Source organism: Nonomuraea sp. NPDC003804 (assembly GCF_040610675.1).
Classification (GTDB): Bacteria; Actinomycetota; Actinomycetes; order Streptosporangiales; family Streptosporangiaceae; genus Nonomuraea.
The window spans coordinates 99,831-112,388 of record NZ_JBEXMT010000015.1; the positions used below are offsets into that span (position 1 = coordinate 99,831).

At 68.6% G+C, this 12,558-nt stretch carries 10 protein-coding genes and 2 pseudogenes; 7 read left to right on the forward strand and 5 right to left on the reverse strand.

Annotation, left to right across the window (positions count from 1 at the left end; translation table 11 throughout):
• Positions 1–18: 18 nt before the first annotated feature.
• Together ABZX22_RS21570 and ABZX22_RS21575 are read left to right on the forward strand one after the other, a co-directional pair.
• On the forward strand, positions 19–1,221 hold the full coding sequence (locus ABZX22_RS21570) for a PP2C family protein-serine/threonine phosphatase (protein ID WP_354911723.1): 1,203 nt from the start codon (positions 19–21) through the stop codon (positions 1,219–1,221).
• A gap of 34 nt (positions 1,222–1,255) precedes the next feature.
• Positions 1,256–1,771 (forward strand): MarR family transcriptional regulator, encoded by a 516-nt coding sequence (locus ABZX22_RS21575; protein ID WP_354911726.1) that lies wholly within the window; start codon positions 1,256–1,258, stop codon positions 1,769–1,771.
• Between the two features lie 11 nt (positions 1,772–1,782).
• Here ABZX22_RS21575 and ABZX22_RS21580 read toward each other — a convergent pair whose 3' ends face one another.
• Entirely contained in the window at positions 1,783–1,911 is a 129-nt protein-coding gene (locus tag ABZX22_RS21580) for a hypothetical protein (protein ID WP_354911728.1), read from the reverse strand.
• A 188-nt stretch (positions 1,912–2,099) separates the two neighbouring features.
• Here ABZX22_RS21580 and ABZX22_RS21585 point away from each other — a divergent pair, with 188 nt between their 5' ends.
• The 3 genes from ABZX22_RS21585 to ABZX22_RS21595 all read left to right on the forward strand — a co-directional run bounded on the left by ABZX22_RS21585 (position 2,100) and on the right by ABZX22_RS21595 (position 6,587).
• A complete protein-coding gene (locus ABZX22_RS21585; protein ID WP_354911731.1) occupies positions 2,100–3,158 on the forward strand; it encodes a hypothetical protein in 1,059 nt (352 codons plus the stop codon).
• Positions 3,159–3,333: 175 nt separating this feature from the next.
• Positions 3,334–5,259 carry a glycosyl hydrolase family 8 gene (locus ABZX22_RS21590; RefSeq protein ID WP_354911733.1) on the forward strand — a complete coding sequence of 642 codons (1,926 nt, stop codon included), beginning with the start codon at positions 3,334–3,336 and terminating at the stop codon, positions 5,257–5,259.
• A gap of 191 nt (positions 5,260–5,450) precedes the next feature.
• Positions 5,451–6,587 (forward strand): serine hydrolase domain-containing protein, encoded by a 1,137-nt coding sequence (locus tag ABZX22_RS21595; RefSeq protein WP_354911736.1) that lies wholly within the window; start codon positions 5,451–5,453, stop codon positions 6,585–6,587.
• Positions 6,588–7,327: 740 nt separating this feature from the next.
• Here the strand turns inward: ABZX22_RS21595 and ABZX22_RS21600 are convergent.
• The 3 genes and pseudogenes from ABZX22_RS21600 to ABZX22_RS21610 form a co-directional block, all read right to left on the reverse strand.
• A pseudogene (locus tag ABZX22_RS21600) lies at positions 7,328–7,669 on the reverse strand (WXG100 family type VII secretion target); the annotation flags it as partial.
• A gap of 4 nt (positions 7,670–7,673) precedes the next feature.
• The gene (locus tag ABZX22_RS21605; RefSeq protein ID WP_354911738.1) at positions 7,674–8,090 is read right to left on the reverse strand and encodes a hypothetical protein; all 417 of its coding nucleotides are present in this window, start codon (positions 8,088–8,090) and stop codon (positions 7,674–7,676) included.
• A 518-nt stretch (positions 8,091–8,608) separates the two neighbouring features.
• Positions 8,609–9,025: a hypothetical protein gene (locus tag ABZX22_RS21610; RefSeq protein WP_354911741.1), complete on the reverse strand. Its 417-nt coding sequence runs from the start codon at positions 9,023–9,025 to the stop codon at positions 8,609–8,611.
• Between the two features lie 583 nt (positions 9,026–9,608).
• On the opposite strand from ABZX22_RS21610, the gene ABZX22_RS21615 reads away from it, so the two are divergent.
• Positions 9,609–10,655, forward strand: a complete 1,047-nt coding sequence (locus tag ABZX22_RS21615) for a winged helix-turn-helix domain-containing protein (RefSeq protein WP_354911744.1) — start codon at positions 9,609–9,611, stop codon at positions 10,653–10,655.
• 431 nt (positions 10,656–11,086) lie between these two features.
• A pseudogene (locus ABZX22_RS21620) lies at positions 11,087–11,747 on the forward strand (IS5 family transposase); the annotation flags it as partial.
• 128 nt (positions 11,748–11,875) lie between these two features.
• On the opposite strand, the gene ABZX22_RS21625 reads toward ABZX22_RS21620, so the two are convergent.
• A complete protein-coding gene (locus ABZX22_RS21625) occupies positions 11,876–12,316 on the reverse strand; it encodes a PaaI family thioesterase (protein ID WP_354911747.1) in 441 nt (146 codons plus the stop codon).
• Between the last annotated feature and the right edge of the window lie 242 nt (positions 12,317–12,558).

Sequence of the window (12,558 nt, forward strand, 5' to 3'; positions counted from 1 at the left end):
ATCCGCTAGGAATGGCACGTGGCACTCCGAAACGGCCTGAACGCCGTCTACCAAGCGATGCGCGCCGCTGCGCCGTACGCTCTGGCCGAAGCGGTCCGCGATGCGCTCATCGGGCACGGATCCGCGCGGAGCGTGGAGCTCCTGCTGGCCGACTACGCGCTCGTGGCACTGCGACCGGTGCTCGCCGACCCCGACCCGGCGACCCCCGAGATCCGCATCGACTCCAGCGCCGCCGGGCGCGCCTTCGCCTCCCAGCAGCCGCTCTGGGAGGACGCCCACAGCACCCTCTACCTGCCCGTCACGGCCTGCGGCGAACGGTTCGGCGTGCTCGGCGTCCGCCTGCCCGCCCCGCCCGAGCACGACGAGATGCCCGACTTCGGCGAGGTCGCCGCCGCGCTCGCGCACGGCCTGCTCGGCGCGGACCGGCTCACCGACCGCTACCAGCGGGCCCGCCGCCTGGCCCGGATGACGCTGGCCGCCGAGATGCAGTGGGGCCTGCTGCCCGGCTACGGCCACCGCGGTACCGGCTACCGGCTCGCGGGCCAGCTCGAACCGGCCTACGCCGTCTACGGCGACAACTTCGACTGGAGCTGCGGCCCCGGCTCACTGACCGTCTCGATCACCAACGGCATGGGCGAGGGCATGCGCGCGGCGCTGCTCACCACGCTGGCCGTCACCGCGCTGCGCAACGCCCGCCGTTCGGGGGCGAACCTGGAAGAGCAGGCCGGCCTCGCCGACGAGGCGGTCTACGCGCAGTACGGCGGGCGCGAGCACGTCTCGACCCTCCTGCTCCACTTCGACGCCGTCACGGGGCAGCTGTCCGCCGTCGACGCCGGCTCCCCGCGCATGATGCGCCTGCGCGGCACCGACGTCGAGACGATCAAGCTGGAGCAGCAGCTTCCCCTCGGCATGTTCGGCAATACCGCCTACACCGAGCAGAGTGTCACGCTCCAACCCGGCGACCGGCTCGTCGTCATGACCGACGGGGTGTACGACGCGCGGTCGCGGCAGGACGGCTCCTTCGGCGAGGCACTGCTGGAGTCCGCCGTCAGATCCACACGCCTCCAACCGGCCGACGAGGCGGTCCGTACCATGATTCGTGGCATGCTGACCTTCAGAGAAGGCGTGGACGTCTTCGACGACGCCGTCGTGGTCTGCCTTGACTGGACGGCCGAGCAGCAGGCTGATGACCTTCCCCCCGCCAGGGGCGACGTCATGTGACGGACGCGCCCTCGGCTCGAACCTGGATTGCCGCATGAACGACCATCACGAGCTCGGTCACCTCGACCCCGCCACCGGGGCCGCCGTCGAAAGCGCCGCCGCGGCGCTGATCGCGGTCTGGGCGTACTCCCGCCACTCCGCGGCCACCCAGGTCTCCTCCACCCAGCTCCAGGCGCTGCTGACCATCGAGCGCCACGGCGAGATCAACCTCGCCAGGCTGGGCGAGGCGCTGGGCGCGCTGCCGTCCTCCACCAGCAGGCTGTGCGATCGCCTGGAGGCGACGGGGTGGGTACGCCGCGCGGCCTCCCGCGACGACCGGCGCGAGCTGACCATCCGCCTGACCGCCTCGGGAAAGGCCCTGCTGGAGGAGCTGCGCAAGCGGCGCCGCGACGACCTGGCCCAGGTGATGGACCAGATGCCGCCCGCGGCCCGCAAAGCTCTCCTGCGCGGGCTGCGGGCCTTCACCGCGGCCGCCGACCGGGTCACCGACCAGCGGGTCGACCGTTCCGACGAGAACTGGACCCTCATCGCGGGACGGTTCCTGGCCTGACCGGGACGGCGTCAGCTCACTGGAGCAGCCGGGCCGAGCGGACGGCGGGGGCCAGCGGCCGCCCCACCCTGGCGGTGGATCCGCAGCCCCTCGGCCGCGATGCGGGAGTCGTCGAAGGCGAACACCGGCTCGTCGGGCACCGGGCAGATCCAGGTGTCGGACTCGAACCTGCGGAGGAAGGCGCCGCCTTTACAAAGTAGATCTCATGTGACGCCCGACCGGGCGACCGGTGCGCTCCAGGGCGTAAGGACTTCGTGAGAAATGCCGGCCGAGAGCGGCCTTACGGTGATCACGACCCCCTCCCGCCCCTCCCGAAGGGACCTTCAGCATGCGCCGATACCTCCGCCGTCTCACAGCGACGGCCGTGGCCCTGGCCGCGACCACGTCATTAGCCTCGATCACCTCTCCGCACGCCGCGGCGGCCGACACAGCGGCACCCCTGCGCGCCGTCCACCTCGGCACCCTCGGCGGCACGTGGAGCATCGCCCGCGGTATCAACAACCACGGCCACGTCGTCGGCGACAGCCCGGTGGAGTCCGGGCTCAGCCACGCGTTCCTCTGGAAGAACGGCAAGATGACCGACCTCGGCACGCTCGGCGGTGAGACCAGCTTCGCCTCCGACGTCGACGATGACGGCCGCGTCGTCGGCTGCAGCGAGTTGCCTTCGGGTGAGTGGAGTCCCTTCCTGTGGCAGAACGGCACGATGACCGATCTCGGGGCGCACGGCGCACCCGGCTTCTGCGGCGCGGACGTCGCCCGCGGGCACATCATCGGCACTTTCGCCCCCACCCCCGGCTTCGCCGAGCAGCGCGCCTTCCTGCTGTCCGGTGACATCAAGACCGTCATCGACCGCCGTCCCGGCCTGACGGCCAACGCCGTCAACGACAGCGGCCAGGTGGTGGGCGCCGACAACTACACCGTGGACGAGAGCGGCTTCCCGCTGTCGACGTACCGGGCGTACCTGTGGCACGACGGCACCGGCCGGGAGCTCGGCACGCTGGGCGGGATGAGCTCCCCCAGCTCGATCAACAACCTCGGCCAGGTGGTCGGCAACTCGGACACGGCCGACGGCCGCCGCCGCGGCTTCTTCTGGGACGGCTCCTCCATGACACCCCTTCCCCTGCCCGCCGACGCTTCAGGCGCCGGCGCCGAGGCCATCAACGACCGCGGCCAGATCGTCGGCTCCTCCATCAAGGTCGGCGAGGTGTACGGCTTCGCCACCCTGTGGGCCGGCCCCACCGCCCCGCCCCGGACCCTGCCGCTGCCCGCCGATGTGAGGGTGGACTCCTCCCAAGCTTTCGACATCAACAACCAGGGCTGGATCGCCGGCTTCATCGACTACCACTGGAACACCGGCCTCAACACGCAGGCCGTCATCTGGCGCTGACCCTGGCCTCCACGGTGGGCGGGTGGGTACCTCCGTGCCCGCCCACCCTGGTCGCCCTCCGTGACCTCGGGTCTTGGACGAATCGCCGCTTGGGTCTTGCGCGCGCGCCGGAAGGACCTTACCCTGCGGCGTTAGTTAGGAAGTCTTCCTAACTATCCCCCTGGAGGACCCGCGCATGACATCTCGTCTGAGAGCCGCCGCCCTGGCCGCCCTCCTCGTCCACCCCATCCTGTCAGCACCCCCGGCAGCGGCCGCCACCGCGCGGGCGGACGTCCTGCTGTCGCAGGGCAAGCCGGCCACCTCCTCCTCCGTGGAGGGCAGCGGTTTCGGCGCCGGCCTGGCGGTCGACGGCGACACCGGCACCCGCTGGGCCAGCGCCGAGGGCCACGACCCCGAATGGATCAGCGTCGACCTCGGCGCCGCCGCCACGATCAGCAGGGTGCGGCTCACCTGGGAGGCGGCCTACGCCAAGGCCTACCGGATCCAGACCTCCGCGGACGGCTCCACCTGGACCGACGCCTACTCCACCAGCACCGGCGACGGCGCCGTCGACGACCTGGCCGTCACCGGCACCGGCCGCTACATCCGCCTGTACGGCACGACCCGCGGCACGCCCTACGGCTACTCGCTGTGGGAGTTCGAGGTCTACGGCAGCACCGCCGGCGGCGACACCACCGCCCCGACCGCCCCCGGGAGCCTGCGCGCCACGGCCACCACCTCCAGCAGCGTCTCGCTCGCCTGGAACGCCGCCACCGACAACGTCGGCGTCACCGGGTACGACGTCTACCGGGACGGCACCCGGGTCGCCACCGCCACGGGCACCACCCACACCGACACCGGGCTGAGCGCCTCGACCGGCTACTCCTACACCGTCAAGGCCCGCGACGCCGCCGGGAACACCTCTCCGGCCAGCACCGCGATCACCGCGACCACCCAGGCGAGCCAGGGCGGACCCGCCGTCCCCTTCGGCAGCCACACCATCCCCTACGCCGCGGGGATGCTGCGCCCCTCGGGCGACCAGGCCGCGCTGGACCAGAAGGTGATCGACTACTACCGGCGGTGGAAGGCCGCCTTCGTCCGGCAGAACTGCGGCAACGGCTGGTACCAGGTCATCTCCCCCGACGCCGACCACCCCTACGTGGGTGAGGCCCAGGGCTACGGCATGGTGATCGCCGCGACGATGGCCGGAGCCGACCCCGACGCCAAGAAGATCTTCGACGGGCTGGTCAAGTGGATGCTGGACCACCCCTCGTCCATCAACCCCGACCTGCTGGCCGCCGAGCAGGACACCTCCTGCCAGAGCGTCGAGGGCGGGGACGCCGCCACCGACGGCGACATGGACGTCGCCTACGGCCTGCTCATGGCCGACCGCCAGTGGGGCAGCTCCGGCACCTACAACTACCGCAACCTCGCGATCAGGCACATCAACGCGATCAAGCGCGACGAGCTGAACCCGTCCACCAACCTCCTCAAGCTGGGCGACTGGGCCGATTCGGGCGACCAGCGGTACTACGTCTCCCGCGCCTCCGACTGGATGGTGGACCACTTCCGCGCCTTCCGGAAAGCGACCGGTGACGCCACCTGGGACACCGTGCGCACGGCGCACCAGAACCTGATCGCCTCGATGCAGGCGAACTACGCTTCGGCCACCGGCCTGCTGCCCGACTTCGTGGTCAACACCAACACCACGCCCAAGCCGGCCTCTGGCAAGGTCCTGGAGCACGTCAACGACGGCTACTACTGGTGGAACTCCTGCCGCGTCCCGTGGCGCATCGGCGCCGACGCGGTGACCAGCGGGGACGCCAAGTCGCTCGCGGCGGCCCGCAAGCTCAACTCCTGGGTCAGGAGCAAGACCGGCGGCGACCCCGGCAAGATCGCCATCGGCTACCGGCTCAACGGCGCGCAGATCTCCAGCGGCAGCGACGCCGCCTTCTTCGCCCCGTTCGCGGTGGCGGCGATGACCGACTCCGGCAGCCAGGCCTGGCTGGACGCCCTGTGGAACAAGATGGTCGCCACCCCGATCGACGCGGAGAGCTACTTCGCGGCCAGCATCCAGCTCCAGGTCATGATCACCGTGACCGGCAACCACTGGGTCCCCTGACGGCCGGCCCCGGCCGGTGTGGGTGACGCCGGACCCCACCCACGCCGGCCCCGGCCGGACTCGCCGTCAGTCGCCGGCTCCGGCCGGCGCCGCTGCCGACGCGGACGCCGCGGAGGTGAAGTCGACGATGGGCGCCCGGCGCCGACCGGATCCCACCGCAGCGCGTGCCCGTCCGGGAGGGCGGCCGGGTCGTGGAACGCGACCTGGCCGAGTTCCTGCGCGCCACCAGGACGACGGCCTTCATCGCGATCAAGGATGACACCATCCTGTTCGAGGGCTACTTCCAGGGCTACCGGCACGAGTCCGCGGTCCCCTCGTTCTCCGTGGCCAAGCCCTTCGTCTCGGCCCTCGTCGCGATCGCCCTCGACGAGGGCCTCATCGGCTCCCTCGACGACCCCGTCACGACCTACCTGCCCGAGCTGGCCGTGCGGGGGGCCGCCTTCGGCCCCATCACGCTGCGCCATCTGCTGACAATGTCGTCAGGGCTGGCCCACCAGAACCCCTACTACGACCTCGACCTGCGCGTGGCGGCCCTGGAGGAGACCGAGATCGCCGAGCCGCCCGGCCGCCGCTTCCACTACAACAACATCAACACGGTCCTGCTGGGCCTGGTGCTCGAACGGGTCACCGGTGGCCCGGTCTCCGCCTATCTGGAGCGCAAGCTGTGGGGCCCGCTGGGCATGGAGGCGGACAGCTTGTGGAGCATGGACGGCGAGCGGTCGGCCGTCGAGCGGATGCAGGCCGGGATCAACGCGCGGGCCGTCGACTTCGCCAAGTCCGCCACCCATGCACTTGGGATCCTGGCGGGGCGAGCAGCTGATCCCCGCGCATGGGTGGCGGACTCCACCCGGGTGGACACCCCGAGAACGTGTCAGGCGCCGTGCCACCGCGGCCGTGCAGGCGCCCTCGGTCACCACCACCTGATCGCCGACCTCGGACACCCGCCGCCCGGCCACCAGGAGGCACGGAGCCAACAGGACGCGAGCGAGTGCCGGCGGTACGGCAGGCTGCCGGTGAGATGGCGCCGCCCGCATCGGTGGAGGCGTCACCCGAGTCTGCCGTCGACCACACCGTCCGTGTCGCCGCCCCAGACGTCGTCATCCTCGAGAAGCCAGATACCGGATTCGCGGTCCTTCTCCTCCGGGCCGCCCATACCGCCCGCCCCGCCCATTGGCATGAAAGGTGAGCCCATGCCGTTCGAGGCGGTGGCCCCGCGGTTGACCGTTCCCGATCCGAGGCTCGCGCCGGTGCCGGGAACGCTGAAGGTGGTGGCCGGGGAGTGGTTCGGGTTCGTGGGGGTGGAGTGGATCGGGTTCGTCGGGGTGTAGGGGATCGAGGTGCCTTGCGAGTCGATGGAGCGCTGGAAGTCCGCCAGCTCGGTATGCGGGTCAGCGGGCTGGCCGAAGGCACGTGTCGGCTGATCCAGGGCAACGGTGGGATCGTTCGGGCCACGGGTGGAGTCGCTGGGCGATGAGGCGTCGCCGTTCGGGCCCTTGGCTCCCGGGTCGGCGCCAGGCAATGGCGTGTCCGGCTCTCGGCCGAGATCCGGCCCGCTCCGATCGTCGGGACGAGCAGGAATGTCAGGGCCTTCGTGATGCGGGAAGCTTGGGAAGGTGGAGTCCTTGACAGCAGGGCTGCCGCCCGAGAGGCCGGTCGGGCCGGTATGGTCGGGGCCTGTGCCGAAAGGATACGAGGTACCGGCGAACCGGGGTTTGCCGAAAGGAGAAAGGTCGAGCGAATTGCGTTTCTCGGACGGCTCCACCGGATAGGTGATGGCGGGCAGTTCCTTCTCCACCTTGTCGGGCATCCTGTCGTAGACCGCCTGAAGGTCCTCGCTGAACGTCTTGAGATGCAGTCCTGCCAGCTCATCCCGGGAACTGTCGAAGGGCGCGGCGAAGCTATGCCCGCCTTGCTTCATGACTCCGTCCTCGTATCGCGGCATGGCTCCATCGAAGGTGACGTAGCCGAACAACCGCGAGTGGTCGTCATCACTCCAGGGGGCCAGGCGCGCGTCGCCGTTCGCCGAGCCCTGAAGGTTGCCGTCGAGGAACTCCTGGTGTTGGCGCACCACATCGGCCAGAGTCACCAGCGGGTCGCCCATCTCGAGCAGCTTCTTGGCGAATTCGCCGAGCGCCACATAGAGGGTCCTCAGGGCCTTCTGCGCCGCTACGGAGGCTTTCCCCTCCCAGACCCTCGTGAGCGCCAGGGCTTCCTGAGCCAGCGCCCACTGGACGTCGGTGACGGCCCTGTACGCGTCCTTGTAGGCGGCTCCGGCAGCCTCGATCTCCTTGACCCTGATGCCGTTGATGAAGTCCCTGACCTCCGCCACGCTGCGATCGTCGTGTTCGACTGTCCACTCGCCGCGGGAGGGCTTGAGCACATGAGTCTTCTTGATGCTCTCCTCGACCATAATGCTAGACCCCGCCCATGTTCACGTCGTCGCTCACCGACCTGTAGTTGCCGGCCCCGGCGTCAATCAGCGCGATGGCGGTGTCGAAGGCCTTCTGGACATCCCGGTAAATCTGGACGAACTCCTGGTGGCTGGTCTCCAGCATCTGAGCGAAGGTGAGACCGCCCTCCCACCTGCGAACGCTCTGCAACTGCGTCCTGAGCTGATCGAGGGTGGTGTACTGAGTCAGATCGTCGATGGTGCCCTGGCCGGCGAGAGAGTCGCTCCTCTCGTTGCTCCCACCTTCGCCGGTCAAGCGCCTCAGCGCATCTCTCAGCGCCTGAGCGGATCCCGCGATCGCTTTCTCGTCGAAGACGACGCCATCTCGTTCCGCGTCCATGCCTGGCCAGTTGTCTTCGAGTGGTACCGGTTCTCGAGGCATGCTCGCCCTCCTCGGGGGTGTTCGATCATTCGAATGCTGAAATGCATGGGCGCGGACCGCTGACAGCCGTGTTCGGTGACGCCGCAGTGTTCGTTCACGGCCATCTGAACCGGGTGGACGCCGGGAAGTGCGTGACGCATGCCAGTGACGGCGGTGGCGTCCCTACGGGGTGTCGCTTTCGGGTGGTGATGAAGGCCTCCCGGTCACCGCCCAGGACGTGTTAACGCACTTCCCGGTGGGCGAGCGCGGCGACGCCGCGCGTTCCCAGACCGGCTCGATCGAGGGAATCGTGAGTTGACGCCGTGCGCCCGTGGCCACGTGGCTTTCGGTCCACCGTCGGCGACCCGTTCCCGCTTCAGTCACGGGCCTACAGCAGCGCATCTGGTGCGCGTGAGGCTGGACCTGGAAGCCCGGACTGAAACGGAAATTCAAGCATTTCCTTCGACCATGCCGAGGGCTTGAGTGACAGACTCCAGCAACCTTCGGGAACTTGATCGTGATCAAGTCCGATCAGCTGGTTACTGAGCGCACTTCCAGCTTGCTTGCTCAGCCTCCTTGTCTTCCTTGCCGAGGCCCTTGACGTCATCAATCGATTTGACAGAACCGTCGACGTAACCTTGAAGGCTCTTCTTGTCGCCGTACTTCAGTGCGACGTCCGCGATGCAGGACACAGTCGACTCGGGTATGCCCTGGATGTCCGGCTCGGTTTTCATCTTCTCAATGAGACTCGCCTTGTCCACGCCGCTGCCAGCGGTGTCACCACCTTGTTCGCCTCCGCGATCAGCGCCGCCGCAGGAGGCGAGGGCGAGAGTCAGAGCTAACGCCACACACCCCAGCGTGGCGGAATGAGCGATTTTAGAGAAACGCATGTCGTAACCTTTCGGACTGTAGGAGGGGTTGCGGAGATCGGCATCTGCCCGGCTGTTGACCTGCATGAGGAACAGCTTTCTGCTGAGCCTCTCGGGGTAAGCCCGCCGTGATCACGCCCGCGCCGCCAGTCGAAATTTGGCCGGTAGCCGCCTGGGTCAATCACCTGCAGGAGAGCGGGCCCAGACAAACCCGCCGGCCCCTGACGTTCGACGCAAGGGAGATACCGTTCTCCGGCGACCCCATCTGTTCAATTCCCTGCTTGAAGACACGCACGGAGAACCCTCATGATTACCTGTACGGCGAAGCCTCTCTACGCGCCGCCAACGGTGCCCCACACACGACAAACGGGCCCAACCTTCCGTGGGCCGGCCGTGAGCGCCGCGACAGTGGGGTCTGCGGCGTCGCCGCGACGCTGGTGACCACCATCCGTCGTTTCGCCCTGCCTGTCATGGCGGTTACGCCTACCGAATACAGATCGATCGGGCTTCGTGACCCCGACGAGCGCTTCACTGAACTCTCCTCCTGCAACGAGCACCGCCGGTGTAGCCGCCCTCGCCCGTGAGGTCGCGGGCGAGCCCGTGCAGCACCGATTCAAGTGATCGCTATGGTGGCCGTACAGATCATTCGAGTAGCATCGAAAGCCCAGTCATGATTCAGCTGCGTTTGAGCGCTGCGGCGCTGGAAGCCACCCGATTCGCGGTGTCACCGTTGATGGAGACCGCCATCGCGTTGCAGTACCGGTGGTTCGCACCGAGGATCTCCTGGCAGGAACCCGCGTGGGCGCGGATGGCCCGCGCCCCCCGCACATGGCAGCGATTTCCCCTGCTCTCGCTCCTGTGGGGCCACCGCGACCCAGCCGATCTACCTCTTGATCCCGTTCAGGACGGCGTGGCCGTACCAGCGATCACTCAGGAGCTGAAAGTCCTCCTGGAGGGTCTGAGCTGGTCGGCGTCGTCAGGCTCGAAGGTCGCGCGGGCCGCGAGAGACCTGATGACGTCGGAGGATCATCCGCTCAGGCGCCGCTTGGTCGATGAGACGGAGCGTTTCTACCGACTATGCCTCGCCCCCCACTGGCCAGACATCGAAGACTGGGTGCGGGCTGACATCCGCCGCAGGACGGCCACGCTGGCCGACGAAGGGCTGGGTCGAGGGCTGCGTTCACTGCATCCGACGGTCACCTACCGCGACCAGAGGTTGCGCATCGAACACGAGGACGAGTTGGACATCGCGTGGGATCAGCCGATCGTGCTCGTCCCCTCGACGTTGGCACACCGCTGTTTCCTGGAATTTCATGCTCCCGAGAACGGCGGGCTCCGCCTGGTCTACCCGGCGCTCAGGCCCGACGCCCTTGGGAATCCCGAACCGCTGCACCGCGCCGAGCAGAGCCTCGGTGAGGTGCTCGGGCACACCCGTCTCATGCTGCTCCGTAGCCTTGTGCGCCCACGTACGACCACCCAACTCGCGGCCACACACCATCTGAGCCCGTCCACCGTCTCCTACCACCTGACCCGCCTCTTCAAGGCGGGCCTGCTCGAGCGTTTCCGCGATGGGCACGCCGTCCGCTACCAGCTCTCTCTCCGGGCCAACCAACTCTTCTACGAAGACCACCTACTGATGTCGCGTACAGACAGTTGGAGACCCGGGGATTCCACAACCAGCGGCGGACCTGATGATGAGGGGAGCGACGCCCGATGACCGAAACCACCGTCGCGCCGTTGTCAGTGGAGGAGCCCGCGTCAAGACCTTCGCAAACCCGACGTCCCGCGCTGGGTCCAGCTGGCCGATGCGATCAAAAAGGCGGCCGACGGTGATGCCTCGGGGTTCGCCGACTACGTCGGACAGGCCTCGGGCAGCCCCAAGTTCCCTCACTCGCCTGGCAGAACATGACGCACCGCATGGACGGCGCGGGGTACGGGAGCTACGCCGCCTACCGCGAGGCGCTCCGGAGGGCGGAAGAGCTGTCGCCGAACTTCGCGGGGCAGCGGGCGTGGTGGCCGCTGGCCTGCGTCGGCTGGCCTGCGCCCGTCACCAACCCGTCCGCGCCGCTGCCCACCCGTGGGCTGGCGCCGTTTCTGGGGGTCGGCAGCTGGAAGGACTACGACGAGGTTGCGAGCATCATCCGCCATGTGCCGGGCTCGGTCATTGTGCCGGACAGCCTGTGGGAGCGGATTGAGCCGCTGTTACCGAAGGTGGAGCGGCGTCGACGCCATCCGGGCCGCAAACGTCTGGATGACCGGCTCGCCTTGCAGGGCATCTTGTTCGTGCTCTACACCGCGATCCCGTGGGAGTTCCTGCCTTAGGAACTGGGCTTCGACTCGGGCGCATGACCTGCTGGCGACGCCTGCGCGACTGGCACCAGGCCGGAGTGTGGGACAAACTGCACCAGCTCCTGCTCGCCGAACTGCACGCCGCCGGCCAGCTGGACTGGTCCAAGGCGGTGACTGACAGCTCGCATGTCCGGGCGCTCAAGGGCGGCCCAAAACCGGGCCGAGCCCGGTCGACCGTGCCAAGCCGGGCTCGAAACACCACGTCATCACCGACGGCAACGGGATACCCCTCGCCGTGTCCCTGACCGGCGGCAATCGCAACGACGTCACCCAGCTCCTGCCGCTGATCAAGGCGATCCCGCCGGTGCGGGGCCGAGTGGGACGGCCCCGCAAGCGGCCCGACTGGCTGTACGCCGACCGCGGATACGACCACGACAAGTACCGCCGCCTGGTCTGGCGCACCGGCATCAAACCGCACATCGCCCGCCGCGGCACCCCGCACGGCTCCGGCCTGGGCCGGTTGGGTGCCCGCCATAGCCATGGCGGGCGTGGCGTTGCCGTTCCTGTTGCTGATCATCCCAGGTTCACCGACCGCGACACGCCGCAGCCCCACTGATCTCAACTCCTTACCGCCCTTCGCCGACGCGCTTACGAGCTGACCGGAACTGCGATGGTGCCTTGCGCCACGGCACACAGGGTCTCGAGACCATCAGGGCCCACGGTCGACAGCTCGCACTGGCAGACGACGCGGGTCCGGCCGGCGCGGACGACATGCGCGCGTGCGCGCAACGTCGCGCCGACGGCGGGCCGCAGATAGTCGATGGTGAACCCGGAGGTGACCAGGTTCGCGCCGGCCACAGTGCCGGCGGCGAAGGTCAAGGCGTTGTCTGCGGCATAGGCCAGGACTCCACCGTGAAGGAAACCGTTCTGCTGGCGCAGGTCGTCGCGAATGTCCAGCTCCAAGGTTGCCTTTCCGTCGCCGAAGGCGACCAGCCGTGCGCCCAGTAGAGCGCTGAACGGCTGGGCCGCCAAGACCTTGCGGGCGATCTCTATGGAGGGCAATGCTTCTCCATTCTCAACGTCGGCCATAGGTACTAACGAGAGGCCAGAATAGGAGCGGTACGAATCGCCGCGGTCTGGCCCTGGCGCAGACCCTCGCGGTCGAGCAGTCCGGAGATCGACATCGTCCCGCCACGTGATCCCGACGGCCCTGACGGCCGAGCCTCTTCACCTACCGCCGTGACTCGGCATGGGTAGCCATGCTCCCGACTCCGGGACCTCTTGAGCCCGGAGCCCAGGATGCGTGTTGGCTCGGTGAAGGGGCCAGCGGT

Coding starts and splice junctions, on each gene's coding strand:
- ABZX22_RS21575 (WP_354911726.1), top strand. CDS start 1,256: ATGAACGACCATCACGAGCTCGGTCACCTCGACCCCGCCACCGGGGCC.
- ABZX22_RS21585 (WP_354911731.1), top strand. CDS start 2,100: ATGCGCCGATACCTCCGCCGTCTCACAGCGACGGCCGTGGCCCTGGCC.
- ABZX22_RS21590 (WP_354911733.1), top strand. CDS start 3,334: ATGACATCTCGTCTGAGAGCCGCCGCCCTGGCCGCCCTCCTCGTCCAC.
- ABZX22_RS21605 (WP_354911738.1), bottom strand. CDS start 8,090: ATGCCTCGAGAACCGGTACCACTCGAAGACAACTGGCCAGGCATGGAC.
- ABZX22_RS21610 (WP_354911741.1), bottom strand. CDS start 9,025: ATGCAGGTCAACAGCCGGGCAGATGCCGATCTCCGCAACCCCTCCTAC.
- ABZX22_RS21615 (WP_354911744.1), top strand. CDS start 9,609: ATGATTCAGCTGCGTTTGAGCGCTGCGGCGCTGGAAGCCACCCGATTC.
- ABZX22_RS21625 (WP_354911747.1), bottom strand. CDS start 12,316: ATGGCCGACGTTGAGAATGGAGAAGCATTGCCCTCCATAGAGATCGCC.